The organism is Pseudomonas sp. FBF18 (assembly GCF_024261405.1).
GTDB lineage: Bacteria > Pseudomonadota > Gammaproteobacteria > Pseudomonadales > Pseudomonadaceae > Aquipseudomonas > Aquipseudomonas palmensis.
The window spans coordinates 195,321-219,547 of sequence record NZ_QKRS01000006.1; the positions used below are offsets into that span (position 1 = coordinate 195,321).

Genomic DNA, 24,227 nt, shown 5'->3' on the forward strand with positions numbered 1-24,227 from the left:
GCGTTCTCCCTGAGCCACGTTCTTCAGAACCACTGCTTGAAGCGGCGGATGTACAAGGTCTTCATGGTCTGGGCGACCACGCAGTAGCTGAGCAGTGTGCCCACCAGCCAAGGGAAGTATTCCCACGGCAGCGGAACCAGGCCGACCATGCTGCCCAGCGGCGAGAAGGGCACGTAGATTCCCAGCGCCATCACCAGCCCCGTCGCCAGCATTACCGGCAAGGCTGCAGTGCTCTGGATGAACGGGATCTTGCGGGTGCGCAGCATGTGCACCACCAGGGTCTGGGACAGCAGCCCTTCGATGAACCAGCCCGACTGGAACAGGCTGGCCATTTCCACGCTGTTGGCGGCGAACACGTACCACATCAGCGCGAAGGTGGTGATGTCGAAAATGGATGAGGTTGGCCCTATCCACAGCATGAACCGCCCGATGTTCCGGGCATCCCATTTGCGTGGCTTGGCCAGGTACTCCTTGTCCATCTTGTCCCATGGCAGCGCCAGCTGGGAGAAGTCGTACATCAGGTTCTGCAGCAACAGGTGAATCGCCAGCATCGGCAGGAAGGGGATGAAGGCACTGGCGACCAGCACCGAGAACACGTTGCCGAAGTTGGAGCTGGCGGTCATGTTCAGGTATTTCATGATGTTGCCGAAGGTCTCGCGACCCTTGATCACCCCTTCCTCCAGTACCATCAGGCTCTTTTCCAGCAGGATGATGTCTGCCGACTCCTTGGCAATGTCGGTGCCGCTGTCCACCGAGATGCCGACGTCGGCGTCGCGCAGGGCAGGGGCGTCGTTGATCCCGTCACCCAGAAACCCGACAGTGTGGCCGTTGGCTTGAAGGGCCTTGAGTACGCGGGACTTCTGCAGTGGCGTGAGCTTGGCGAACACCGTGCGCTCTTCCACCCGGCGCGCGAGCACCTCATCGTCCATGTGCTCGATGTCGCGGCCCAGCAGCGGCTCGCCTGCCTCCAGGCCCACTTCCCGGCAGATCTTGGCGGTAACGGTGGGGTTGTCGCCGGTGAGTACCTTGACCGTCACGCCGTTGTCGCGCAGTGCGGCGATGGCCGGGCCGGCGCTTTCCTTGGGCGGGTCGAGGAAGGTCAGCAAGCCTTCGATGATCAGCTCGCGCTCATCGCTGGCGCTGTACTGGGTCTGCGTCTCGCCTGCGGCTATTTGGCGGGTACCCACCAGCAGCACGCGAAAACCGTCGCGGTTATAGGCCTCGGCGAGATTGAGCAGGGCCGAACGGCGCTCGGCATCCAGGCTTACGGCAGTGCCCTGCTGGCGGACCCGGCTGGCGGTCTCCAGCATCTCTTCCACGGCGCCCTTGCACACCAGCAGGTGACCACCACTGGCATCGGCCAGTATCACCGACAGACGCCGACGTACGAAGTCGAAGGGCAGTTCATCGACCTTGCGCCAGGCTGCCGGAGGGGTGAACTGCGGATTGTCCTCGGCGAAACTGACCACGGCGCGGTCCATGAGGTTTTTCATGCCGCTCTGGTGGTGGCTGTTGAGCCAGGCCAGTTGCAGCACCTCGTCGCAGCGGTTGCCGCCGACATCGACATGGTGTTCGAGGATGATGCGGTCCTGGGTCAGGGTGCCGGTCTTGTCGGTGCACAGTACGTCCATGGCGCCGAAGTTCTGGATCGCGTTCAGGCGCTTGACCACTACCTTGCGCCTGGCCATGGCGGCCGCGCCCTTGGCCAGGTTGGCGCTGACGATCATCGGCAGCATTTCCGGGGTCAGGCCAACCGCTACCGCCAGGGCGAACATGAAGGCTTCGGCCCAGTCCCCCTTGGTGAAGCCGTTGATCAGCAGCACGATGGGCACCATCACCAGCATGAAGCGGATCAGCAGCCAGCTCACGCTGTTGACCCCGCGGTCGAAGGCGGTCTGCGCGCGGGAGCCGACGATGGAGCGGGCCAGTGAGCCGAAATAGGTACGAGCCCCGGTGGCGACCACCACGGCCGTGGCGGTCCCGCTGACCACGTTGGTGCCCATGAAGCAGATGTTGGGAAGGTCCAGCAGGTCCTGTTGGTCGGCGGCCTGGGCCTTGGCGGATTTTTCCTGCACCGCACCCAGGGTGTCGTACTTTTCCACTGGCAAGGCTTCGCCGGTCAGTACCGCCTGGCTGATGAACAGGTCGCGGGACTCGATCAGGCGAATGTCTGCGGGGATCATGTCGCCGGCAGACAGCTGGATGATGTCGCCCACCACCAGTTCGCGCATGGGTAGTTCTCGAACCCGCGCCTGGGCCCCTAGCTGCTCGCGCCGCAGCACGGCTGCGGTGGTGCGCACCATCGCTTTCAGGGCTTCGGCGGCCTTGGCCGATCGGTGTTCCTGCCAGAAACGCATCACGCCGCTCGCCAACACCATCACCAGCACGATGATCACGCCGGTCAGGTCGGTTTCTTCGCCGGCCTGCAGCGGCAGCCAGAAGTCGGTGAAGAAGCTGATACCCGTCAAGGTCATCAGCACATAGATGAAGGGGTTGTTGAAAGCGTGCAGTAACTGCACCAGTGCATGGGGCGGACGGTCATGGGCGACTTCGTTGTGGCCGTCCCGTTGCAGGCGGCCCTGGGCTTCTTCTTCGGTGAGCCCGGCGGGGCTGGAGTTGACGTTGGCCAGGGTAACGGCCAGGCCGTTCTGGGCTTCGCGCGCGGCGCGCATCGACAGCTTGTTGCTGTCACGGGTGGGGTGGGTGTGGCGGGGTGTTGGGTTTTTTACAGTCATGGTCTGTGCTCCTGCCGCCTGCTCGCGGCACGACACACCGACAACTCAACTAATCATAGGCGAGTGAAAGTATGTCTAGTCGCGGGCAGGCGATCGATTCGAAGAGTGGAATCTTTAGCGGTGGCGTTCGCTGCCTGTTGAATGAACGTGCACAGGCAGCGAACCGACTACTGGCCTCTTCCATAATGTGCTCCACAGATTTTTATTAATGCGAAGGCAATAAAGTGCCGGCGAATTTTCCAACTAGAAAATTCGTTTTTTAATAAGCGCAAAGTTGCCGTTTATTCAAGGGGAAGTACGCACCCCGAATGCATGCAAACCTGGATCAGGCGTGCTGCAGAAACAGGGCGGCGCCCCGACTCGGTGGGTCCTGGCTGTCGTCCAGGCTCCAGCGCTGCTGGCAGGGGAGTCGCAGGGGAGCCTTGGCGCACGCACGGGCAGCCTGGGCGCGCGCAGAAGCCTGGCCCGCAGGGCTGAAGTGAAGGCGCGTACGCCCGGTATTGCAGAAGAAGTGAAGTACATAACGTGTGCCTCGCGACCGGACGAACCGGGGAGGCAAGCCACGTTGGAGCATCAAGCCCTAGCGCAGCTTACCCGACCGCGGAGTCGAGTCCCGTCATTTTCAGGGTTAAGTGCCTGGCGTTGCGCAGCGGCAATGACCAGACAGCGTCTAGATACTATGTCCATTGGCTTCTTTGGTGAGTTGAAAAAGGCCGGATTTCCGGCCCGCGCAATTTACTCAGGAGGGGGAGCGAAGTCAACAGCAATCAGGCGTGAAAATTGAAACGTTAATAAAATTTCACACAAAGCAGCCAGCGGCTGAGGAGAGTCTGCCTGTGCCAAGGAATAATGCTAAGTGGGCAGAGTTTCACCGGTGGGATGATAATATTTTTTTGAAACAGAAATTAATGTCTGTTTTGCTATAGCGATTCTGTATATGGCATTTTTTTATAATTGCTATGGTACTTGGCATGGATTCAAAACCAGCCAGGGAGTGGGGCTATGTCTAAAACTATTGTCATCGTGGGGGGAGGTGTAGGCGGCACGATGCTCGCCAATCAATTGGTCAGACAACTTTACCCGGAAATACTCAAACACCAGGTCACGGTCAAACTGCTGTCGAATTCGCCGGATCATTATTACAAACCTGCCTTCATGTACGTTGCCTTCAACAGCTATTTCCAGGAAGACCTGAAACGGCCCGAGCGTTCGCTGTTGCGACCTGAAATCGACTTCCAGGTGGAGGAGGTGACCCGCTTCGACTTCCCCGGGCAAACCCTGCACACCCGCTCTGGAAGGCGCGTGGGCTATGACTTTCTGGTGATCGCGACGGGCTGCGTACCCGCTCCCGAGCGCATCGAGGGGCTGCAGGAGGCGGGGGATCATTTCTATCAGTACAAGGCGGCGCGACAATTGGCGCAACGTCTGATGACGATTGAAAAAGGGCGCATCTTCATATCCGTTTCTTTCCCACAGACGCCCAATGTTCCGCACCAGTGCGGTATTGCGCCGGTGGAAACTACCTTGATGCTGGATGACTTGCTGCGCCGTCGCGGTGTTCGCAATAACGTTGAAATTATTTATACCTATCCGACCACTGCGCAATTGCTCAGAAACTGTCTGTTCATGCAGCGGCCAACCGGAGAACTGCTGCCCACCCTTTTTGAACAGAAGAACATCAGGTTTCAGCGTGGCTTCACCCTGGACCGCGTGGACCCGGATCAACGTATTGCCTATTCGGCCGAAGGCCAGGCGCAGCCGTTCGACATCCTGATGGCGACCCCACCCATTCGTGCAGTGGACGCGGTGATACAGAGCGGTGCGTCCCAGGCCCCCAACAACGAGGGCTGGCTGCCGACCAACCACGAGACCCTGCAGGTCTACGGCCTGGAGAACGTCTACGTGATCGGCGACACCATGGACCTACCCATCAGCAAGGCGGGCGGTGCCTGCCATAACCAGGCACCGGTGGTGGCCAACAACATCGCCGGCGAGATCCGCCTGGGCACCCCCTGCGCCGTCTACGACGGGAAGGTCCAGGCCGTTGCGCAGATGGGCCTCAACGCCGGCATGCCACTGACCTACAACTACCAGCAGGATGTGGTGCCCACCCCGCCGACCAAGCTGGGCGGCCTGTTGCGCAATGGATTCAACCGGGGCCTCTACTGGGCGGTTGCCCGTGGAATGATCTGAGTCGAGCGGTGCAGGAGTACGTCGATATGGAAACCTTCGAGCCTACCGTGGAACACCTTGCTCACCCGGGCGTTGACGCCCTGATGAAAAAACTCGAACCGCTGCTGGTCAGTGGTCGCATGGACAACATCATCGACTTGCTGTCGCTGGGGTCCGACCTGGTCGACCTGCTCGACACTGCGATGGTGGACAAGCTGGCCCATGGGTTCGAGGACGTGACAGCCCTGACCTGGATCGTGGGCAACGCGCTGCGCATGGCGCAGGCGCAGAGCAGCGATACCCAGCCACCAAGCCTGCTGGGCCTGGTGCAACTGCTGCGCGAGCCGCAAACGCGAAGTGGTATCGCGCTGGTGTTGAGGGTGTTGAACAATCTTGGACGGCAATATTGATCGCATGGAGCGAGAGGAACGTGGCAATGCTTGTAAAACAGCAACAGGGTCTGCGCGGGAGTACGACCTGGGACCCGCAAGGCTATCAGCAGTTTTCGCGTTTGAGGGAGCGTCCGGTGATCGAGTTGCTCGATCACCTGCCGTTGCAGGCACCAGCGTCCATCTATGATTTGGGCTGTGGTACCGGAATCGCCACCCGGCTGCTGGCCGAACGCTGGCCAGAGGCACAGTTGTTCGGCGTCGACAGCTCGGCAGAAATGCTCGCCGAGGCCCGAGCCCTGCCGGTCAATGCCCAATGGCTGAACAGCGACATAGGCCAGTGGGAGCCCAAGCAGCCGGCAAGCCTGCTGTTCGCCGCTGCCGTGCTGCATTTCATGGAGGACCACGAAAACCTGCTGCCGCGGCTGCTCGGCAATCTGCACGCCGGCGGCTACCTGGCGCTGCACATGCCCAACTGGCGGGATGCACCCTGGTACCACCTGATGCTCAGGGCCCTGAGCGAATGCGGGCCTGCGGGCCGGGTGATCGGCACGCTGGAGCTGCGCAAGTTCATGTCGGCGCGCAATGTCCTGTCCCTGGACTGCTACTACCGGTTGCTGGCGCCGCTTACCAGCAAGCTGGATATCTGGGAAACCGAGCATCTGCAGGTGGTCGAAGGCCAGTCGCCGGTGTTCGACTGGGTCAAGGTTTCGGCACTGCGCCCGGTGCTCAGCTCCCTGGATGACGAGGACCGTGAGGCCTTTCTGCGCAAGTACCTCAGGCTTCTGGAAGCGCACTACCCGCGTGAGGACGACGGGCGCACGCTGTTCCCGTTCAAGCGCACCTTCATCGTGGCCTCGGTCTGAGATTGCCCTTGGTCGGTCACTCTCGACAGCCCTGCAAGCCGCGACTGGTCTCTCCCTGAGAATGAGGGGGGCAGCGCGTGCAGGGCTTCTGGAGGGGGGGCGTTTTCGTTTTCTGTTCGCTTATTTTTGTTTGGGTTCGGGTCTGGCGACTGTCGGAGTGTCGGGCAGGAATGGTATGTTCTCCTCCAGAATGAAGATGAAGAAACTGGAATGATCATGCCTAGAGCCTCCCACCAAGATTTGCGCCGTGCCTTTCGTAAACTCCTGGCCTCCCCGGTCTGCTATCACACGGCTTCCGTGTTCGACCCGATGTCTGCGCGAATCGCCGCCGACCTCGGCTTCGAAGTCGGCATCCTGGGCGGCTCGGTGGCTTCGTTACAGGTGCTGGCGGCTCCGGACTTTGCCCTGATCACCTTGAGTGAATTTGCCGAGCAGGCCACGCGCATCGGGCGTGTCGCACAGCTGCCGGTGATCGCCGACGCCGACCACGGCTACGGCAACGCGCTGAACGTGATGCGCACCGTCACCGAGCTCGAGCGCGCCGGCGTGGCTGCGCTGACCATCGAAGACACCCTGCTGCCTGCCCAGTTCGGGCGCAAGTCCACCGACCTGATCAGCATCGACGAAGGCGTGGGCAAGATCCGCGCTGCCCTGGAGGCTCGCGTCGACCAGGAGCTGTCGATCATCGCGCGCACCAATGCCGCGCTGATCCCGGTCGAAGAAGTCATTGCCCGCGTGGTCGCGTACCAGAATGCTGGCGCCGACGGCGTGTGCATGGTCGGCATCCGCGATTTCGATCACCTCGAAGAGATTGCCCGCCACGTCAGCGTGCCGCTGATGCTGGTGACCTACGGCAACCCGCAGCTGCACGACGACACGCGCCTGGCCGAGCTGGGCGTGCGTATCGCCGTGGATGGCCATGGCGCCTACTTCGCCGCGATCAAGGCCACCTACGACTGCCTGCGCGAGCAGCGCCGCATCACCAGCAGCGCCTCGGACCTCAGTGCCACCGAACTCACCCATACCTACACCGTACCCGGCGACTACATCGTCTGGGCGCGGGAGTTCATGGACGTCAACGAGTAACATCGCTTCACCTCAATATGGATAGCAAACGGATCAATTCATGAAGAAAACACTGGGAGTGGTGTGCGGGCTTGCCGTCGCCGTAGCGGCCGTATGCACGGCCGGGGCGTGGTATACGGGCAAGCAGTTGCCTGGCGTGCTGGAGCACGCTACCGCACAGTCCAATCTGCAGATGCAAAAGTCGTTCAAGGGCCTGGGTGCCACGGCGCGGCTTGAGCTGGTATCGCTGGAGCAACACCTGTTCAGCAGTGTCGCGCGTTACAGGTTCACCGTGCAGAACCTGGAGCTGGGCGATGAGCCGAGCAACCTGGAACTGACCCTGGTCGATCGCATCGAGCACGGGCCGTTTCCCTGGCAGCGGGTCAAGGCATTCAAGCTGATGCCGGTGATGGCGGCATCCAGCACTTCGATCGAGAAGGATGCCACCACAGCCGAGTGGTATGCGGCCAGCGGTGATGTCTCGCCGGTGCAGGGCGAGTTCAGCCTGGGTTATGACCAGTCGTATGACGGCACGTTGAGGCTGATGCCGCTGGACATCGCCAAGGACGGTTCGTCGGTGAAGTTCTCCGGCTTCGACCTGGGCATGAGCGGTGACTTCGAAGGCAAGCGCCTCAAGCTCGATGGCAGCATGGGCACCTTGCAGGTGTCGATGGTCGATAGCGAGACGCCGCCGCTCAAGTTCGACCTCAAGGGCCTGAAACTGGTTGCAGACCTCACCCTGACGCCCTACGACTTCTATGAAGGCCAGGCCGACGTGACCCTGGACGACAGCGCCTTCACCTTTGGCGATCGCCAGGTACCGCTGAGCGTCAAGGGTGTGGAGCAACGCAACACCTACAAGGTCAACGGCGACAAGGTCGATGCCAGGGCCGCCTACAAGGTCGACGCCATCACCTATGACGGCAAGGCCGTGGGCGGCGGGCAACTGGTGGTGGCGGTCAACCGCTTCGATATCCCTGCGCTGCAGGCGATCATGGCGATCTATGAGAAGCACATGCCCCAGTTGCAGGAGACGGCCGCTGCCGGCCAACCGCCCGAGCTGGAGCTGAATGCCGAAGAGCAGGCGCTGATGCAGGTGCAGATGATGCAGTTGCTGGCGGGCAAGCCTCAGGTGGCCGTGGAGGACCTTTCCTTCAAGACCGCCAACGGTGAAAGTCGCTTCAACCTCACCCTGGACCTGGCCAAGCCGACGTCGGCCGACCTGCCTTCCGATCAGTTGGTGCGCCAGATGATCGAGAAACTGCAGAGCAGCTTGTCGCTGTCCAAGCCGATGATCGGTGACCTGGCAGCCTTGCAGGCCAGCCTGGCAGGGCAGGACGAGGCGCAGGTCAAGCAGGCCGCAATGGCCGGCGAGATGGTCGGGCAGATGGCCTTGTATTCCAAGCTGGCCACGCTCAAGGGCAATGACATCATCGCCAACCTGCACTATGCCGATGGCCAGGTGGCCTTCAACGGGCAGAAGATGACCGTTGAAGAGTTCGCCGCGCTGGTGATGTCCAGCCTCGGCGGCCTGCAACCGGCAGGCAACTGACCGCTGGGCTGGCGGGCTTGCCCCGCCAGCCTGGTTTGGCAAAAAACCCTTTAGAATTCATTCGATTAACTGTAGCCTTCGGCAACCCATAAAACCCGAGGCCGCAGAGGGTCTTTGGTTCTGTCGTACAGGCTGAACCGTTATCCGATTTGCCAGGGCTCGGTGATACACTCGACTTACGCGCACTAGCGCCTGCAGGTCTTGCGAACATGACCCAGATTTCCGAACGCCTTCTGGTCCAGGCCCACCTCGACGCCAAGCAGCCCAAGCCGCTGACGCCCGAGCAAGAGGCTGACTACCGTGCCGCCATCGCCGCCGAGCTCAAGGCTCAGGACGCCGTGCTGGTGGCCCACTTCTACTGTGATCCGGTGATCCAGGCCCTGGCCGAGGAGACCGGCGGTTGCGTGTCCGACTCGCTGGAGATGGCCCGTTTCGGCAACCAGCATCCGGCCAAGACCGTGGTGGTGGCCGGTGTACGCTTCATGGGTGAGACGGCGAAGATCCTCAACCCCGAAAAGCGCGTGCTGATGCCGACCCTGGAGGCTACCTGCTCGCTCGACCTGGGTTGCCCGGTGGAGGACTTTTCGGCGTTCTGCGACAAGCACCCCGAGCGCACCGTTGTGGTGTATGCCAACACGTCGGCGGCGGTCAAGGCGCGGGCCGACTGGGTGGTGACCTCCAGCTGTGCGCTGGAGATCGTCGAAAGCCTGATGGACAACGGCGAGACCATCATCTGGGGGCCTGACCAGCACCTGGGCCGTTACATCCAGAAGAACACCGGCGCCGACATGTTGCTGTGGGACGGTGCCTGCATCGTTCACGAGGAGTTCAAGTCGCGTCAGTTGCTGGACATGAAGGCGCTGTACCCGGACGCGGCGATCCTGGTGCACCCCGAGTCGCCAGAGGCGGTGATCGACCTGGCCGATGCGGTGGGTTCCACCAGCCAACTGATTGCGGCTGCGCAGCGCATGCCGAACAAGACCTTCATCGTGGCCACCGACCGCGGCATTTTCTACAAGATGCAGCAGCTGTGCCCGGACAAGGTCTTTGTCGAGGCGCCCACTGCCGGCAACGGCGCGGCGTGCCGCAGTTGCGCGCACTGCCCGTGGATGGCGATGAACACGCTTGAGCGCACCTTGCAGTGCCTGCGCGAGGGCAGCAACGAGATCTTCGTCGAGCCGGCGCTTATCCCGCAGGCACTCAAGCCACTCAAGCGCATGCTGGACTTCACCCAGGCGGCGCGGCTCAAGCTCTCCGGCAACGCCTGAAAGCAGCATCGCGGGTCGAGCCCGCTCCCACAAGGGGGCGGGGCTGACCCGCGATATGGTGTGCGCGCTACCTTGATGCGTGTCAGCGCATCATGTCCTTGACCATCCGCTGCTGTTCCATCAGCTCGCGCTGACGGGCATCGATCTTCGACGACAGCACAAAGTTGTTGCCCGCCCGCTGCTTGGCGTAGTCGAGCTGCTGCAAGGCCTGGTCGAAGTCGCCCACCAGGGCAAAGTACTCGGCGCGAGCCTGGTGCAGGCCGATTGTGTTGCCCGACAGGCCGCGAACCTCCGCCACCTCATACCAGACATCCGGGTCTTGCGGCCGATTCTTGAGCAGCGCATCCAGCGCCTTCTCTGCCTCGGCCGGGCGGTTCTGCTTGAGCAGCAGGTCGATGCGTGACTGCTGCAGCGGGTAGTTGCCCGGGTACAGGGCTCGCATCTTCTCCACCCGTTGCTGGGCATCGGCCAGGCGGTTGTTGGTGACGTCCAGGTCGATCTGCGCAAGGTTGTAGGTGATGTCGTTGGGTGCCTTGGCGAGCAAGGGCTTGAGGCTCTCGCGGGCCTCGTTGAGCTGGCCGCCCTTGATCTGCGCCAGTGCCAGGCCGTAACGCGCCGCATCCAGGTTGGGGTTTTCGTCCAGCAGGGCGCGGAAGCGCTTGGCACCCAGGCCCGGCGTGCCTTCGTAGGTCAGTTGCAGGCGTGCACGAATCAACTGGTAGCGCAGGCTGTCATCCACACCGCCCTTGGGGGCCTGTTCGGCACGGTTGCGGGTGTCGGCGACCCGCGACTCGGTAACCGGGTGAGTCAGCAGAAATTCCGGTGGCTTGGCGCTGTACTGGTACTGGCGCATCAGCCGTTCGAACATGGTCGGCATGTTGCGTGGATCGTAGCCGGCCTTTTCCAGGTTGAGGATGCCGATGCGGTCGGCCTCCTGTTCGTTCTGGCGCGAGAAGCGCCGTTGTTCCTGGATCGCGGCGGCCTGGGTGCCGGCAATCGCGGCGATGCCGGCATCGCCAGCCCCGGCAGCGGCGGCAATGATGCCCACCAGCAGGGCGCCCATCATCGGCAGTTGCATGCGTTGCTGGGCTTCCACGCCGCGGGCGAAGTGGCGTTGCGACAAGTGCGCCAGTTCGTGGGCCAGCACCGAGGCGTACTCGCCCTCGGTCTGGGCGTTCAGGAACAGGCCGCCGTTGACCCCCACGATCCCGCCAGGGGCGGCGAAGGCGTTGAGTTCCTTGCTGTCGATCAGGATGAACTCCAGGCGCCGGTCCTGCAGCTGGCTGGTTTCGGCAAGGCGGTAGACGCTGGTTTCGACGTAGTCCTTGAGCTGGGGGTCGGACAGCTGGCGCACGTTGCCGCGCAGCAGGCTCAACCAGGCGCGGCCCAGTTGGTGTTCCTGTTGCGGGGAAACGATGGCCGAGCTGGCGTCGCCGAGTGACGGCAGGTCGTCGGCATGGCTCGGTAGAGCCAGCAGGCAAGCCAGCGTCAGCAGGGTAGGGCGCAGAAAATTCATGCACGAAGCTCGGGTCGACAAAGAACCTTACTGTAGCCGGCTCACACGTTGACGACCAGTGGCGGTATCCTACGAGGTCTGTGCATGCCGCTACCTGCCGTGGGCATGCACCTGCCTGGAGAAGCCCGATGACCGATGCCGTACCCTGCGACGCCGAACTGGATGCCAGCGGCCTGAATTGCCCCTTGCCGTTGCTCAAGGCCAAGATGGAGCTCAACCGCCTGGGCAGTGGTGCAGTACTCAAGGTGGTGGCCACCGATGCCGGCTCGCAGCGCGACTTCCGCACTTTTGCCCGCCTGGCCGGTCATACGCTGCTGCATGAGCAGGCCGACGCCGGGGTCTACACCTACTGGCTCAAGAAAGCCTGAACCCTTTTCTTTAAGGATCACCGATGTTCAAAGTGCTTCGTGGCTGGCTGCACCGCTATTTCTCGGATGAAGAAGCGGTGGTGCTGGCGGTCCTGCTGTTTCTGGGGTTCACCGCGATACTGACCCTGGGCGGCATGCTGGCGCCGGTGCTGGCGGGCATGGTGCTGGCGTTCCTGATGCAGGGCCTGGTCAATGCGCTGGAGCGCCTGCGGGTGCCCAGCAAGGTGGCGGTGGGGCTGGTGTTCCTGCTGTTCCTGAGCGCGCTGGCGGTGTTCCTGCTGGTGCTGGTGCCGTTGCTCTGGCACCAGTTGATCACCCTGTTCAACGAACTGCCGGGCATGCTTGGCAAGTGGCAGTCGCTGCTGTTGCTGCTGCCGGAGCGCTACCCGCATCTGGTCTCGGATGAGCAGGTGCTGCAGGCCATCGAGGCGATGCGCGGCGAGATCGGCAAGTTCGGTCAATGGGCGCTGACCTTCTCGCTGTCGAGCCTGCCGTTGCTGGTCAACATCATGATCTACCTGGTGCTGGTGCCGATCCTGGTGTTCTTCTTTCTCAAGGACCGCGAGCAGATCGCGCGCTGGGTCAGCGGCTACCTGCCGCGCGAGCGGGCCCTGATGACCCGCGTGGCCGAGGAGATGAACCGCCAGATCGCCAACTACATTCGCGGCAAGGGCATCGAGATCCTGATCTGCGGCGTGGCCACCTACATCGCGTTCATCGCACTGGGCCTGAACTATGCGGCGCTGCTTGCGCTGCTGGTGGGGTTGTCGGTGGTGGTGCCGTATGTGGGGGCGGTGGTGGTAACCGTACCGGTGACCCTGATTGCCCTGTTCCAGTGGGGCTGGGGCGACCAGTTCATCTACCTGATGGCGGTGTACGCGATCATCCAGGCGCTGGACGGCAACGTGCTGGTGCCGCTGCTGTTCTCCGAAGCGGTCAGCCTGCACCCGGTGGCGATCATCTGCGCAGTACTGCTGTTTGGCGGATTGTGGGGCTTCTGGGGGATCTTCTTCGCGATCCCGCTGGCGACGCTGTTCAAGGCGGTGCTCGACGCCTGGCCGCGGCGTGAGCCGGTGGTGGCGCCGCTGCTTTAGCCGCGGCGCACGCTTCGCCGGCGAAGCGCTTCAGCCGTTGTTCAATGCTTGCGCCTGCGCCAGCACCGCTTCCACATGCCCGGGCACCTTCACGCCGCGCCATTCCTTGCGCAGCACACCCTCGCTGTCGATCAGGAAGGTGCTGCGGTCCACCCCCATGTATTCCTTGCCGTACAGCTTCTTGAGCTTGATCACGTCGAACAGCTGGCACAGGGCTTCGTCTTTGTCGCTGATCAGCTCGAACGGGAAGCCCTGCTTGGCCTTGAAGTTCTCGTGGGACTTTAGCCCGTCACGCGATACGCCGAACACCTCGGTGTTGGCCGCCTGGAACGCCGCGTACTGGTCGCGAAAGCCCTGGCCTTCGGTGGTGCAGCCCGGGGTGCTGTCCTTGGGGTAGAAGTAGATCACCACTTGGCGACCCTTCAGGCCGCTCAGGCTGACGGTCTGGGCGCCGGTGGCTTGCGCCTCGAAATCGGCGACGGGTTGGTCGAGTGCTACGGCCATTGCGGGTTTCCTTACATGGGGTTCTGTGGGCGCCACGGTTCGATCAGCGCATCCAGGTTCAGGGCGTCGGAGAAGTCCAGGAACTGGTCACGCAGCCAGCTGATCTGGGTGCCGGCCGGCAGGGTCACGGTGAACGTGGCGTTGAGCATGGTGCCGCCGGTCTGTGGTGCCTGATAGGTGTCGCAGGTCAGGTTCTCCAGCTCGACGTTGTGGTCGATGAAGAACTGGCACAGCTCGTTGATGATGTCGGGGCGGTACGCGGCACTGACATAGGCGACGTAGGGCAGCGACAGCGGGCGCACTTCGAGTTCGGCGCTACGCACCACATTCACGGTGAAGGTGTGCTTCTTGGCCAGGGTCGGCAGCGCCGCTTCGAAACGCGCCAGGGCGTCCCAGCTACCGGTGACCTGCAGCACCAGTGCGCTGCACTCGCCGTGGCGGGTCAGGCGCGAGGTGACGACCGAGCAGCGATTGTCGTTGCTGGCCCGGCACAGAATGTTGGTCAGTTCCATGGGGTTGGCGCCCAGGGCACTGATGACAAGGAATTGTTCGCGAACGGTGGGGGTGGACATGCAGCATTCCTAAAGCGATGAGCGGTCGGTACGTGACGGGGCAAATAGGCTTGTCGGCGTGGTTCCGTGGCTCAGGATCGAGGGCTCGGGCACTGTCGGGGCGCGTTGTCGGCAGCCCGGCGGGCCGCTGTGTACCGATCAAAGAGAGAAGGGTAGCGAAAATGGTCGCCGAGGGGAATGCTCCTGCCGCCTGCTTCGCTTGTGCAAGCCCTGTGGCGCCAGTACCATTACCGCTCTCTTTTTCCGGCAGGAGCAGCTTCATGATTGCGGGCAGTATGGTGGCATTGGTCACACCCATGGATGCACAAGGGCGTCTTGACTGGGACAGCCTCAGCAAACTCGTGGACTTCCACCTGGAAAACGGCACCCACGCCATCGTTGCGGTCGGTACCACCGGCGAATCGGCGACCCTGGATGTCAATGAGCACATCGAAGTCATCAAGGCCGTGGTCAAGCAGGTCAACGGCCGTATTCCGGTGATCGCCGGTACGGGTGCCAACTCCACCAGCGAAGCGGTGCACCTGACCCGCAATGCCAAGGACGCCGGTGCCGACGCCTGCCTGCTGGTGGTGCCTTACTACAACAAGCCGACCCAGGAAGGCCTGTACCAGCACTTCAAGCACATTGCCGAAGCCGTCGACATCCCGCAGATCCTCTACAACGTGCCCGGCCGTACCGCCTGTGACATGCAGGCCGAGACCGTGATCCGTCTCTCGAGCGTGCCGAACATCATCGGCATCAAGGAAGCCACCGGCGACCTCAAGCGTGCCAAGGCGATCCTGGATGGCGTGAGCAAGGATTTCATCGTGCTGTCCGGCGATGATCCGACCGCCGTCGAACTGATCCTGCTGGGCGGTAAAGGCAACATCTCGGTGACCGCCAACGTCGCCCCGCGCGAAATGGCCGACCTGTGCAACGCCGCACTCGAAGGCAAGGCCGACGAGGCCCGCGCCATCAACGAAAAACTGATGCCCCTGCACAAGGACCTGTTCGTCGAAGCCAACCCGATTCCGGTGAAGTGGGCTTTGGTCGAAATGGGCCTGATGCACAAGGGCATCCGCCTGCCGCTGACCTGGCTGAGCGAATCCTGTCACGATACGGTACGCCAGGCCATGCGCCAGTGCGGCCTGAAGTTTTAATTGAGGACGTACACCGCATGAAGCGATTGGCTGGTCTTTCCGCCCTTGCCTTGATCATCTCCAGCACCAGTGGTTGTGGCTGGCTCTGGGGCGAAGAGGGTTACTTCCGTGACCGGGGCAGCGATTATCTGGAGGCCACTCAAAAGCCGCCGATGCAGCTGCCGCCGGATGTCAGCAACGTCAAGCGTCTTGACCCGCTGCTGCCGATTCCGCGCAACGTCGCCGACGACAACGTCAAGGGCGAGTTCGAAGTGCCGCGTCCACAGCCGTTGGCGGCAGGTGCCGACATCAGCGATTTCAGCCTGCAGAAGAGCGGCGCTTCGCGTTGGGTTCTGGCCCAGCGCGCCCCGGCCGAGGTGTGGCCGGTGGCCCACCAGTTCTTCGAGGACAACGGCTTCCGCATCGCCGAAGAGCGCCCGCAGACCGGTGAGTTCAGCACCACCTGGCAGCGTTTCGACGAGTTGTCGGCGTCCATGGCCCAGCGCCTGGGCGGTGTTGCAGGCAGCAGCAACAATGAAATCCGTGCCCGGGTTCGTATCGAGCCGGGCGTACAGCGCAATACCAGTGAAGTCTATGTGGTGACCGTCGAGCGTGCTGCCGGCAGCACCGCCGAACAGGACTTCCCGGCACGCGCCGAGAACACCGGTGTGGACGCTGCACTGGTCGACGAAATGCTTGCCAGCATGACCCGCAGCGCCGAGAAGGGCGGTTCGGTATCGCTGCTGGCGGCCCGTGACTTCGATACCCCGAGCCGTGTCAGCCTGAGCGAAGACGGCAGCGGCAACCCGGTACTGAACCTGGGCGCCGACCTCGATCGCGCCTGGTCCAGCGTCGGCCGTGCCCTGGAGCAGGGCGAATGGCGGGTTGAGGACATCAACCGCAGCCTGGGCCTGTACTACATCAACCTTGCCGAAAAAGCCGAGGCCAAGGACCAGGAGCCTGGTTTCTTCAGCCGCCTGTTCGGCAGCGCGCCGAGCAAGGAAGAGCGTGAAGCCCGCGCCGAGCGCTATCAGGTACGCCTGAGCAAGGTGGGTGACAGCGTGCAGGTGACGGTCGAGAAGAACATCAACACCGTGGCCCCGGCCGATGTGGCCCGTCGCGTGCTGAGCGTCATCCAGGACAACCTGGGTTAAGTGCGCTTCGCCGTACTCGGAAGTGGCAGCCAGGGAAATGGCACGCTGATTGTCAGTGGCAGTACCTGCGTACTGGTCGATTGCGGGTTCTCCCTGCGCGAAACCGAGCGGCGTCTGGCGCTGCTCGGCGTGTCGGCGGCGCAGTTGAGCGCGGTGCTGGTGACCCACGAGCATGCCGACCACGTGCATGGGGTGGGTTTGCTGGCGCGGCGCTACAATGTGCCGGTGTACCTCAGTCGTGGCACCTTGCGCGGGATGCGCAAGCCCGTGGAGCCCAGCGGCTTCCTGGCAGCTGGCGATACCCTGCAGCTGGGTGCATTGAGCATTGCCGCCGTTGGCGTCAGCCACGATGCGCTGGAGCCCTTGCAGTATGTGTTCAGCGATGGCCGCCGCCGGTTTGGCGTGCTGACCGACCTGGGCTCGTACGACGCGGCCCTGCTCGACAGCTATCAGGGCCTGGACGCCTTGCTGATCGAAGCCAACCATTGTCGCGACATGCTGGGCCGCGGGCATTACCCGATGTTCCTCAAGCAGCGCGTGGGTGGCGACTACGGACATTTGAACAACCACCAGGCCGCGCGCCTGGTGTCGGAGTTGGGCTGGCAGAACCTGCAGCACCTGGTGCTGGCCCACCTCAGCAGCAAGAACAACCTGCCACAGCTGGCCCGGCAATGTTTCGTCGACGCCCTCGGGTGTGACCCGGACTGGCTGCAAGTGGCGAATCAGGATTACGGGCTCGACTGGCGCGAAATCGCCTAGCCCATTTCAATTTAGCAAGCGGAGCCCATCATGGAAAAACGTGAAGAACTCTACCGCGGCAAAGCCAAGTCGGTGTACAAGACCGACGACGCCGACCGCTTGATCCTGCTGTTTCGCAACGACACCTCGGCGTTCGACGGCAAGCGTATCGAACAGCTCGACCGCAAGGGCATGGTGAACAACAAGTTCAACGCCTTCATCATGCAGAAGCTTGAAGAAGCCGGCATTCCAACCCAGTTCGACAAGCTGCTGGGCGACAACGAATGCCTGGTCAAGAAGCTCGACATGATTCCGGTCGAGTGCGTGGTGCGCAACTACGCAGCCGGCAGCCTGGTCAAGCGCCTGGGCGTGGAGGAGGGCATCAAGCTGGAGCCGTCGACGTTCGAGCTGTTCCTCAAGAACGACGAGAAAGGCGACCCGTTCATCAACGAATCCCACGTGGTTGCGTTCGGCTGGGGCACCGCCGAGCAGCTGGTGAAAATGAAGGCGCTGTCGTTGAAGGTCAACGAAGTGCTGAGCAAGCTGTTCGACGACGCTGGTCTGCTGCTGGTGGACTTCAAGCTCGAGTTCGGCGTGTTCCATGGCGAGATCGTGCTGGGTGACGAGTTCAGCCCGGATGGTTGCCGCCTGTGGGACAAGGAAACCCGCAAGAAGATGGACAAGGACCGCTTCCGTCAGGGTCTGGGCGACGTGATCGAAGCCTACGAAGAAGTTGCCAAGCGTCTGGGCGTGCCGCTGTAAGCGCGTGACTGACGCAAGCGCCTGATACCACGCGAATTTTTTTCACAAGAAGCTTTGCGTTTGGGGAAACTGCTGGTATCATGCGCGCCACTGGAGAGATGCCGGAGTGGCCGAACGGGACGGATTCGAAATCCGTTGTACTGGCAACAGTACCTAGGGTTCAAATCCCTATCTCTCCGCCATACATGCAAGAGCCCCTGAAACCTACGGTTTCAGGGGCTTTTTGCTTTTCGCGTGCGCACAGCAATTGTGCGTAGGAAACACTGTTCCCTGTTTCGGCGCATTCTGGCACTCAAGTAACACCCCATAAACCACGTATTCACGCCTGGAGTCAGGACTTTTCCTATGGGCAGTGAAAGTGGCCGGTATTACTCTCGACCTGCACCTGAAAACAAGTGCGCACATGAATCCATCATGAAAAGGATATTTCCATGGGTAAGTACTGCTGCATGTATATCAACGAGTTCAAGGTCGACCAACCTGCTGAAGACGAAGTGGATAGCGTCAAGCTGGAAGAAGAGTTCACGCCAGAAGAAGCTGCTGTACTGGCTGAGTGATGAAAATGAATGAGGCGCTTGCTGCGCCTCATTTTTCTTTCAGCGTATATGGAAATTCCAGCCGATGAACATGATTGCTCCCGAACGAACGTTGTCATTGCAAGATGCAGAAAGTGTGATAGATCAGCACTTTATCAACGAAGGAATACAGGTAACCCTGAACCGTTACGGTAGCCCGCTGTCCAGCACTGTGGCCACGCTTGAATTCCCCTTTGACAGCCGTGACATGGAGTCTGTCGGCTGCGGAAAAGGGTATGAAGCAGAGGCGCGCATCGGCGCCAAGTATGAAGCGTATGAACATAGCATGGGGCCACTTCAACTACGCTCCCATAGCGCCTTGCAGTGTTTTGATTCGGTTGTTTCCCAACCGGCCCTGCAGGACGTACTGCCGGTGCAGATGCTTCGTCATTCGAAGACTGCACAGATGGCTGTCATCCACTTTGCGGCGCATGAAGCATCAGGCGGCGCTGATCTGCACTACCCGTCATTCCTGATCAATCATCAGTATGCCAATGAAGCCATCGCTGGCGATGATACCGACTATGGCGCTGCGCGCCGATATTCCTGTGGTACGGGTGTGGCAGCAGGCTACGGGTTCGCCGAGGCGGCGATACATGCCGCGAGCGAAGTCATAGAGCGCCACGGTATCGGCCGCTTTATTGCACAGCACTTCTTTTACGAGTGCAAAACACCCATAAGAAAGATCGCTCACGCCTCGATGCCGCAAGCATTGCTGCAAACCTTGCGCGATGCGCAAGGTGCTATCGGGGCCTCGATCGAAGTGTTCGACGCCACCAGCCAGATACCCTATCCCGTTTTCATTGCCTATTGCCCAGACAAGACAATCGCCGATGTGCATGTGGTTGGCGGTGGCTGTTCGCTGTACCCGAGCCACGCCGCAGCACGCGCCATCAAGGAGCTGGTGCAGCAATACAAGGTCGCCGAAGGCCTGGAAGAGGTCACCCGGGAATGGACAGGTTCAAGGAACAACCTGGCACGGCACCCACGGCTGCTGCGGTGCCTGCGCCTGGCGTTTGATTCGACGCAGCGCGCCAGGATGACATCTGCCCCCATGCCACGCGACCCGGACAGAATGCCACTGGATCAACATTTGCTGCACCTGAAGCACGAGTGTTTCAAGGCGGATCATCCCATCTGGGTAAAGGAGCTGCATTGCAGCGCGGCCCAAGTGAGCCTGGCCTGTGCCGTCATGCCGAAAATGGAAAGGTTCTCCATCGTCTCGCTGGGTGGAAAAGTGGTGCCTTGCTACAAGTACGAGTAAACGGCACCACCCTCAGGTCGCCAGGGGCAGGTCATCATCAACGGGCTGGATCAGCCCTCTCTTTCGGAATCAGGCCATTCATGAGCCCAACCAAAAACGTGAGCCCGCGTGAACGGCAGCGCCGTGATTATCTGCTGTCTTCGCCACTCGGCGCTGCTACCCGCGCGATCCACCTGGGGCAACATGAGGCGGGCCTGGATCAGTTTCCAGTGCCCGCACTGATCTGCAATTCCGCGGCACTGTTGGACTCCGTAGAAGCGGGGAGGGACATGCTCGGCAATGCAGAGGAGGAAAACTTTGCCTACCAGCGCTACGCCAACCCCACCGTTTCCGTCCTGGAGGCGAAGTTTCGTGCCATCGAACACTGCGCCTACAGTCTGGCAGTCAACAGCGGAATGACCGCCTGCCTGCTGGTCTTTCGCGCGCTGCTTGGTGCAGGTGACCATGTCATCGTGCCCCGCGGCCTGTTCTATGAAGTGATCGAACAGCTTGAGCATGAAACACGTCAGCGTGGCATGACGCTGTCGGTCATTGAAGCGTACGAAACGGCGGCGTTTCAGGCGGCCCTGCGGCCCGACACCAGAATGATCTTTATCGAGGCACCTACCAACCCGGCTTTTCTGGACATCAATATTGCGGAACTGGCGCAACTTTGCATGAAGAACGCCGTTCTTCTGGTTGTCGACAATACCTTTCTAACGCCACTCTGCCAGAAGCCGTTGTCGCTGGGGGCGGCAGTGACCTTGTATTCCACCACCAAGCATATCAATGGGCACGGCGATGTAATGGGCGGGATGGTAAGTACCAATGACCCGGATCTGTTCAAGGCATTGAAGTCTCACAGGGAAAGTGCCGGGCTGATCCTCGACCCGTTTTCGGCCTGGCTCACGGTGCGTGGTTTGAGAACACTTGCGCTCAGATTGAAAAAGCATGCCGACAATGCACTTGCGGTCATTGCCATGTTGAATCAGGAGTTTCCCACGTTGCAATGGCGTGCCGTTTGGTCGACCAGGAGCGCACAGGCCAACGGCATTGATCCGTCATTGCATACAGGCCTTATTGCCATTGTGCTGCCTTCGCAGGAAGCGGGCACAATCTTTGTTAGTCAACTGCAATTGATACGAACAGGTACCACCTTCGGGAACATTGAATCCCTGTGTTATCACTACGGTAGTTTTGCCCGAGCAGGCGGCACCGACCTGGAGCGAATGGGCGTACCTCGCGGGTTGGTCCGGATCTCTGTGGGGCTGGAAGACACCGACGATATCAATGCAGACATCAGGCGCGCACTGCGCCTTGCCATGCTCACCCAAGCCTCGGCAGCAGGCGAAGTGTCGCCGGTGTGAAGCTCGAGAATCTGAGCCGAAAATCAGAATGACCGTCGAAGTCGATTCGCAGGCCCTGCCCGGGCAACTAGCACGAACGTTCCACAAGACTTTGAAAGGTGTAACAAATCTTTTGATTTATTGTGCTGGCCTCCTTACAATCGCCGCGCCATCAGTAAGACGGCGAATCGTAATTTAAGGGATTTAGAATGAAAAAGTTTATCAAGGCATCGGTCGCAATCGCTGTTGTTTCGGGTGTTGCCCTGCTGTCCGGTTGCACTGGCCAAGTGTACAACCAGCCAAAGAACTGCTCGTACGATTACCTGTTCCACCCTTCGGTTTCCATCTCCAAGGTTATTGGTGGCTGCGGTCCAATCGACAAACTGCCGCAGCAGCAGTAAGTTTGGCGTGATCAGGCCATTGCGGCCTGATCAAGAAACCCCGACACGCCAAGTGTCGGGGTTTTTTTTGGCTTGCCAATTATCTGGCAAAAAAATTGATATCAAAATGATATTAACTGTTGTGGTCAACTAAGATTTATCCAGCACGGCCAGCGGTACAACGCCTAGGCCTTGAGATGGTCGACGATCTCATCCTTGGTCAGCAGCCGTTTCTTGCGCAGTTCCGTCACCTGATCGTCCGTGGCGCTGCCGCTTTCTGCCTCGACCACTTGGGCGTCGATCGCGTTGTACTTCTCGTGCAACGTACTGAGCCGCGGATCGGTTTTCTTTTTTTCGTCGAAGGCTTCCCTGGTCAGATTCAGGTCTGCAAGCAAATCGTGTTTGACCGGCATCTCTTCACCTCTGCTGATAGGTTGGTGGGCATGAACCTTCAGGATAGACGCGTTTGCCGCCCCCCGCAGATGGGGTAGTCTGTCGAATCATTTCCCCCGACGGACGCCCGAGTCATGCCCCATCTGCACCTGGAATACAGCGCCAACCTGCGCGAGCTTGAAGTCGACAAGGTTCTGCTGCGCCTGAATCACGCGCTGGTCGGCAGTGGTCAGTTCGCCCAGGAACTGGATATCAAGAGTCGCGCGCGCGCCTTCGAACATTTTCGTGTGGGCGTGGCCCCGGTCGAGCGGGCATTTGTCTGTGTGCGGCTGTCACTGCTCAGCGGCCGCTCCCCGGAGGTCAAGAAGCAGCTCTCGGGCAGCCTGCTCGAGGTGCTCAAGGATGCGGTGGTCGAGATGAGCGGTCGCGAGCTTCAATTGAGCGTCGAGCTGGTCGACATGGACCGCGACAGCTACGCCAAGGTGCTGTTGCCCGCCTGACCGCTGTTCGGGAGCAGGGCGACAAGGCCCTGTTCCTGAATAAAGGCTGAACAAGAAGTGTTCTGCCCTTCGTTCAATAAAGTGCAATTATTTGTTGGCGTCTTTTTCACGAAAAATTGATGGCACCCTGCCTACAGTCCGCCTTGTTTTTTATTGATGTTGCAATGACATCGTCCCGGACTTTCAAGAAGCGAAGCGCCATGTTCAAGTTAAAGCCCCTGCGTGCCGAATGGGTAACGTTGATTGCCAGCCTGTACCTGTTGATCGGTTTCAACGCGGTACTGTGGCAGCATGTTTTCAGTATCGTGCCGGGGGATGCCCCGGGCCTGGTGCTGCGCCTGGCGTTTGCCGTGCTGGTGTTCTGCGCGTTCAACCTGATGCTGACCCTGGTGGCCTTCCGGCCCGTGTTCAAGCCGGTGCTGGCGGGGTTGTTCCTTGTCAGCGCGGGGGTGGCCTACTTCATGAACCGCTACGGCGTGCTGATCGATGTGGGCATGTTGCGCAATACCATGGAAACCAATGCCACCGAAGTGCGTGATCTGCTCTCGTTCACGTTGGCCGGCTATATCCTGTTACTGGGCGTAGTGCCGAGTATTCTTTTATATAAAACCCCGATTCTTTATCGCACCTTCCCCCGTGAGTTGTTGAGCAAGTTGGTGGTCGGTACGGCCAGCGCAACAGTACTGGGCGCGGTGGCATTGCTCAATTACCAGGGGCTTTCCTCGTTGTTTCGCAATCACCATGAACTGCACCTGATGGTCGTGCCCAGCAACTATGTCGGCGCCGCAGTAGCCTATGTCAGCGAGCAGCTAGGCAGCGCGCATGTACCGTTGCGCCGCATTGGCGAAGATGCCGTGCGCCCGCTGGCGGTAACGCCCCAGGCCCGCAAGTCGTTGACCGTGCTGGTGGTGGGCGAGAGCGCCCGCGCACAGAACTTCGGCCTGCTCGGTTACGACCGCGATACCACGCCTCAGCTGAGCAAGGAGGCGGGGCTGGTGGCCTTCAGCGACGTGCATTCGTGCGGCACCGAAACGGCGGTGTCGGTACCCTGCATGTTCTCCACCTTCACCCGCAAGCAGTATGACGCCAGCAAGGCCAGGAACCAGGAGGGCCTGCTCGACGTGCTGCAGCGTGCCGGCATCGCGGTGCACTGGCGCGACAACCAGTCCGGCTGCAAGGGCACCTGCGATCGCGTGGCGTTCGAGGATGTCAGCAACCTCAAGGACCCGGCCCTGTGCGCCGACAGCGAATGCCACGACGAAATTCTGTTGAAGGGGCTGGAGGCGATGCTCGACAACCTGCAGCAGGACACCGTGCTGGTACTGCACCAGATGGGCAGCCACGGGCCGGAGTACTTCAAGCGCTACCCCAAGGCCTACGAGCGTTTCACCCCGGTGTGCCGCAGCAATGCCCTGGACAAGTGCGACCGCCAGAGCATCATCAATGGCTACGACAACACCCTGGTGTACACCGACCACGTGCTGGCCACGCTGATCGACGTCCTGCGCAGCCGCCAGGACAAGGTCGACACCGCCATGCTGTACCTGTCCGACCATGGCGAGTCGCTGGGTGAGTACAACCTGTTCCTGCACGGCACGCCCTACATGCTCGCTCCCGAGCAGCAGAAGCACATACCGATGCTGGCGTGGTTTTCCGATGGCTATCGCAAGGACTATGCCGTCGATACCGACTGTCTGCAGCGCTCGCGCAACCAGCCGCTGAGCCAGGACAACCTGTTCCATTCGATGCTCGGCCTGCTGCGGGTGCACACCTCGGTGTACGACCCGCAACTGGACATGTTCGCCAGTTGCCGTCCGGTTGTCGCTACACACTGACCGCGTGCGCAGGCTGGCGAGGGAACGGCGGTCGAGCGGTTTCCCGGCGGTGGCCTGCGCCGTATATACTGCGCGCCATTGT

General features: G+C 61.0%; 23 protein-coding genes and 1 tRNA gene. 19 read left to right on the forward strand and 5 right to left on the reverse strand.

Going from position 1 to position 24,227, the window contains the following annotated elements:
- Window positions 1-23: 23 nt before the first annotated feature.
- Entirely contained in the window at window positions 24-2,735 is a 2,712-nt protein-coding gene (mgtA, locus tag DN387_RS12210) for a magnesium-translocating P-type ATPase (RefSeq protein WP_054914971.1), read from the reverse strand.
- Window positions 2,736-3,737: 1,002 nt separating this feature from the next.
- Here mgtA and DN387_RS12215 point away from each other — a divergent pair.
- From DN387_RS12215 to nadA, 6 genes are all read left to right on the forward strand, one after another.
- The gene (locus tag DN387_RS12215) at window positions 3,738-4,928 is read left to right on the forward strand and encodes an NAD(P)/FAD-dependent oxidoreductase (protein WP_054914970.1); all 1,191 of its coding nucleotides are present in this window, start codon (window positions 3,738-3,740) and stop codon (window positions 4,926-4,928) included.
- Window positions 4,929-4,954: 26 nt separating this feature from the next.
- On the forward strand, window positions 4,955-5,317 hold the full coding sequence (locus DN387_RS12220) for a DUF1641 domain-containing protein (protein WP_054914969.1): 363 nt from the start codon (window positions 4,955-4,957) through the stop codon (window positions 5,315-5,317).
- Window positions 5,318-5,343: 26 nt separating this feature from the next.
- Complete coding sequence (locus DN387_RS12225) at window positions 5,344-6,162, forward strand: methyltransferase domain-containing protein (protein WP_043864230.1); 819 nt, start codon at window positions 5,344-5,346, stop codon at window positions 6,160-6,162.
- A 216-nt stretch (window positions 6,163-6,378) separates the two neighbouring features.
- Entirely contained in the window at window positions 6,379-7,248 is an 870-nt protein-coding gene (locus tag DN387_RS12230; RefSeq protein WP_043864299.1) for an oxaloacetate decarboxylase, read from the forward strand.
- A 40-nt stretch (window positions 7,249-7,288) separates the two neighbouring features.
- A complete protein-coding gene (locus tag DN387_RS12235; RefSeq protein WP_054914968.1) occupies window positions 7,289-8,779 on the forward strand; it encodes a YdgA family protein in 1,491 nt (496 codons plus the stop codon).
- Between the two features lie 209 nt (window positions 8,780-8,988).
- Window positions 8,989-10,047, forward strand: coding sequence for a quinolinate synthase NadA (nadA, locus tag DN387_RS12240; RefSeq protein ID WP_043864228.1), 1,059 nt, complete (start codon window positions 8,989-8,991; stop codon window positions 10,045-10,047).
- An 82-nt stretch (window positions 10,048-10,129) separates the two neighbouring features.
- Here nadA and DN387_RS12245 read toward each other — a convergent pair whose 3' ends face one another.
- Window positions 10,130-11,563 (reverse strand): M48 family metalloprotease, encoded by a 1,434-nt coding sequence (locus tag DN387_RS12245; protein WP_043864227.1) that lies wholly within the window; start codon window positions 11,561-11,563, stop codon window positions 10,130-10,132.
- A 128-nt stretch (window positions 11,564-11,691) separates the two neighbouring features.
- Between DN387_RS12245 and DN387_RS12250 the strand changes: the two genes are divergently transcribed.
- Together DN387_RS12250 and DN387_RS12255 are read left to right on the forward strand one after the other, a co-directional pair.
- Window positions 11,692-11,931, forward strand: coding sequence for a sulfurtransferase TusA family protein (locus tag DN387_RS12250; RefSeq protein WP_043864226.1), 240 nt, complete (start codon window positions 11,692-11,694; stop codon window positions 11,929-11,931).
- Between the two features lie 23 nt (window positions 11,932-11,954).
- Window positions 11,955-13,025 carry an AI-2E family transporter gene (locus DN387_RS12255; protein WP_043864225.1) on the forward strand — a complete coding sequence of 357 codons (1,071 nt, stop codon included), beginning with the start codon at window positions 11,955-11,957 and terminating at the stop codon, window positions 13,023-13,025.
- A gap of 30 nt (window positions 13,026-13,055) precedes the next feature.
- Here the strand turns inward: DN387_RS12255 and DN387_RS12260 are convergent, their stop codons facing one another.
- Together DN387_RS12260 and DN387_RS12265 are read right to left on the reverse strand one after the other, a co-directional pair.
- Window positions 13,056-13,529, reverse strand: a complete 474-nt coding sequence (locus DN387_RS12260; RefSeq protein WP_054914967.1) for a peroxiredoxin — start codon at window positions 13,527-13,529, stop codon at window positions 13,056-13,058.
- Window positions 13,530-13,540: 11 nt separating this feature from the next.
- Entirely contained in the window at window positions 13,541-14,101 is a 561-nt protein-coding gene (locus DN387_RS12265) for a glycine cleavage system protein R (protein WP_043864223.1), read from the reverse strand.
- Between the two features lie 260 nt (window positions 14,102-14,361).
- Here DN387_RS12265 and dapA point away from each other — a divergent pair, with 260 nt between their 5' ends.
- The 9 genes from dapA (at window position 14,362) to DN387_RS12305 (ending at window position 21,438) form a co-directional block, all read left to right on the forward strand.
- The gene (gene dapA / locus DN387_RS12270; RefSeq protein ID WP_043864222.1) at window positions 14,362-15,240 is read left to right on the forward strand and encodes a 4-hydroxy-tetrahydrodipicolinate synthase; all 879 of its coding nucleotides are present in this window, start codon (window positions 14,362-14,364) and stop codon (window positions 15,238-15,240) included.
- Between the two features lie 17 nt (window positions 15,241-15,257).
- Window positions 15,258-16,373, forward strand: coding sequence for an outer membrane protein assembly factor BamC (gene bamC / locus DN387_RS12275; RefSeq protein WP_043864221.1), 1,116 nt, complete (start codon window positions 15,258-15,260; stop codon window positions 16,371-16,373).
- A complete protein-coding gene (locus DN387_RS12280) occupies window positions 16,374-17,132 on the forward strand; it encodes an MBL fold metallo-hydrolase (protein ID WP_043864220.1) in 759 nt (252 codons plus the stop codon).
- A 30-nt stretch (window positions 17,133-17,162) separates the two neighbouring features.
- The gene (gene purC, locus DN387_RS12285; protein ID WP_010223163.1) at window positions 17,163-17,873 is read left to right on the forward strand and encodes a phosphoribosylaminoimidazolesuccinocarboxamide synthase; all 711 of its coding nucleotides are present in this window, start codon (window positions 17,163-17,165) and stop codon (window positions 17,871-17,873) included.
- 92 nt (window positions 17,874-17,965) lie between these two features.
- Window positions 17,966-18,055 (forward strand) — tRNA-Ser (locus DN387_RS12290).
- Window positions 18,056-18,304: 249 nt separating this feature from the next.
- Window positions 18,305-18,430, forward strand: coding sequence for a hypothetical protein (locus tag DN387_RS26050; RefSeq protein ID WP_254996984.1), 126 nt, complete (start codon window positions 18,305-18,307; stop codon window positions 18,428-18,430).
- Between the two features lie 64 nt (window positions 18,431-18,494).
- The gene (locus tag DN387_RS12295; protein ID WP_054914966.1) at window positions 18,495-19,712 is read left to right on the forward strand and encodes a YcaO-like family protein; all 1,218 of its coding nucleotides are present in this window, start codon (window positions 18,495-18,497) and stop codon (window positions 19,710-19,712) included.
- Between the two features lie 80 nt (window positions 19,713-19,792).
- A complete protein-coding gene (locus DN387_RS12300; protein ID WP_054914965.1) occupies window positions 19,793-21,058 on the forward strand; it encodes a PLP-dependent aspartate aminotransferase family protein in 1,266 nt (421 codons plus the stop codon).
- Window positions 21,059-21,246: 188 nt separating this feature from the next.
- A complete protein-coding gene (locus DN387_RS12305; RefSeq protein ID WP_043864211.1) occupies window positions 21,247-21,438 on the forward strand; it encodes a YhfL family protein in 192 nt (63 codons plus the stop codon).
- A gap of 164 nt (window positions 21,439-21,602) precedes the next feature.
- On the opposite strand, the gene DN387_RS12310 is transcribed toward DN387_RS12305, so the two are convergent.
- Window positions 21,603-21,830: a YdcH family protein gene (locus DN387_RS12310; protein WP_043864210.1), complete on the reverse strand. Its 228-nt coding sequence runs from the start codon at window positions 21,828-21,830 to the stop codon at window positions 21,603-21,605.
- Between the two features lie 114 nt (window positions 21,831-21,944).
- Between DN387_RS12310 and DN387_RS12315 the strand changes: the two genes are divergently transcribed.
- Together DN387_RS12315 and DN387_RS12320 are read left to right on the forward strand one after the other, a co-directional pair.
- The gene (locus tag DN387_RS12315; RefSeq protein ID WP_043864209.1) at window positions 21,945-22,310 is read left to right on the forward strand and encodes a 5-carboxymethyl-2-hydroxymuconate Delta-isomerase; all 366 of its coding nucleotides are present in this window, start codon (window positions 21,945-21,947) and stop codon (window positions 22,308-22,310) included.
- A gap of 200 nt (window positions 22,311-22,510) precedes the next feature.
- Window positions 22,511-24,145 (forward strand): phosphoethanolamine transferase, encoded by a 1,635-nt coding sequence (locus DN387_RS12320; RefSeq protein ID WP_043864208.1) that lies wholly within the window; start codon window positions 22,511-22,513, stop codon window positions 24,143-24,145.
- The last annotated feature ends 82 nt before the right edge of the window (window positions 24,146-24,227 follow it).

Bases quoted from the DNA above. Each gene is read 5' to 3' on its own strand.
- DN387_RS12225 (WP_043864230.1), top strand. From the start codon at position 5,344: ATGCTTGTAAAACAGCAACAGGGTCTGCGCGGGAGTACGACCTGGGAC.
- dapA (WP_043864222.1), top strand. From the start codon at position 14,362: ATGATTGCGGGCAGTATGGTGGCATTGGTCACACCCATGGATGCACAA.
- DN387_RS12265 (WP_043864223.1), bottom strand. From the start codon at position 14,101: ATGTCCACCCCCACCGTTCGCGAACAATTCCTTGTCATCAGTGCCCTG.
- DN387_RS12230 (WP_043864299.1), top strand. From the start codon at position 6,379: ATGCCTAGAGCCTCCCACCAAGATTTGCGCCGTGCCTTTCGTAAACTC.
- DN387_RS12305 (WP_043864211.1), top strand. From the start codon at position 21,247: ATGAAAAAGTTTATCAAGGCATCGGTCGCAATCGCTGTTGTTTCGGGT.
- bamC (WP_043864221.1), top strand. From the start codon at position 15,258: ATGAAGCGATTGGCTGGTCTTTCCGCCCTTGCCTTGATCATCTCCAGC.
- DN387_RS12260 (WP_054914967.1), bottom strand. From the start codon at position 13,529: ATGGCCGTAGCACTCGACCAACCCGTCGCCGATTTCGAGGCGCAAGCC.
- purC (WP_010223163.1), top strand. From the start codon at position 17,163: ATGGAAAAACGTGAAGAACTCTACCGCGGCAAAGCCAAGTCGGTGTAC.
- nadA (WP_043864228.1), top strand. From the start codon at position 8,989: ATGACCCAGATTTCCGAACGCCTTCTGGTCCAGGCCCACCTCGACGCC.
- DN387_RS12235 (WP_054914968.1), top strand. From the start codon at position 7,289: ATGAAGAAAACACTGGGAGTGGTGTGCGGGCTTGCCGTCGCCGTAGCG.
- DN387_RS12320 (WP_043864208.1), top strand. From the start codon at position 22,511: ATGTTCAAGTTAAAGCCCCTGCGTGCCGAATGGGTAACGTTGATTGCC.
- DN387_RS26050 (WP_254996984.1), top strand. From the start codon at position 18,305: ATGGGTAAGTACTGCTGCATGTATATCAACGAGTTCAAGGTCGACCAA.
- DN387_RS12215 (WP_054914970.1), top strand. From the start codon at position 3,738: ATGTCTAAAACTATTGTCATCGTGGGGGGAGGTGTAGGCGGCACGATG.
- DN387_RS12245 (WP_043864227.1), bottom strand. From the start codon at position 11,563: ATGAATTTTCTGCGCCCTACCCTGCTGACGCTGGCTTGCCTGCTGGCT.
- DN387_RS12300 (WP_054914965.1), top strand. From the start codon at position 19,793: ATGAGCCCAACCAAAAACGTGAGCCCGCGTGAACGGCAGCGCCGTGAT.
- DN387_RS12220 (WP_054914969.1), top strand. From the start codon at position 4,955: ATGGAAACCTTCGAGCCTACCGTGGAACACCTTGCTCACCCGGGCGTT.
- DN387_RS12295 (WP_054914966.1), top strand. From the start codon at position 18,495: ATGAACATGATTGCTCCCGAACGAACGTTGTCATTGCAAGATGCAGAA.
- DN387_RS12315 (WP_043864209.1), top strand. From the start codon at position 21,945: ATGCCCCATCTGCACCTGGAATACAGCGCCAACCTGCGCGAGCTTGAA.
- mgtA (WP_054914971.1), bottom strand. From the start codon at position 2,735: ATGACTGTAAAAAACCCAACACCCCGCCACACCCACCCCACCCGTGAC.
- DN387_RS12250 (WP_043864226.1), top strand. From the start codon at position 11,692: ATGACCGATGCCGTACCCTGCGACGCCGAACTGGATGCCAGCGGCCTG.
- DN387_RS12310 (WP_043864210.1), bottom strand. From the start codon at position 21,830: ATGCCGGTCAAACACGATTTGCTTGCAGACCTGAATCTGACCAGGGAA.
- DN387_RS12255 (WP_043864225.1), top strand. From the start codon at position 11,955: ATGTTCAAAGTGCTTCGTGGCTGGCTGCACCGCTATTTCTCGGATGAA.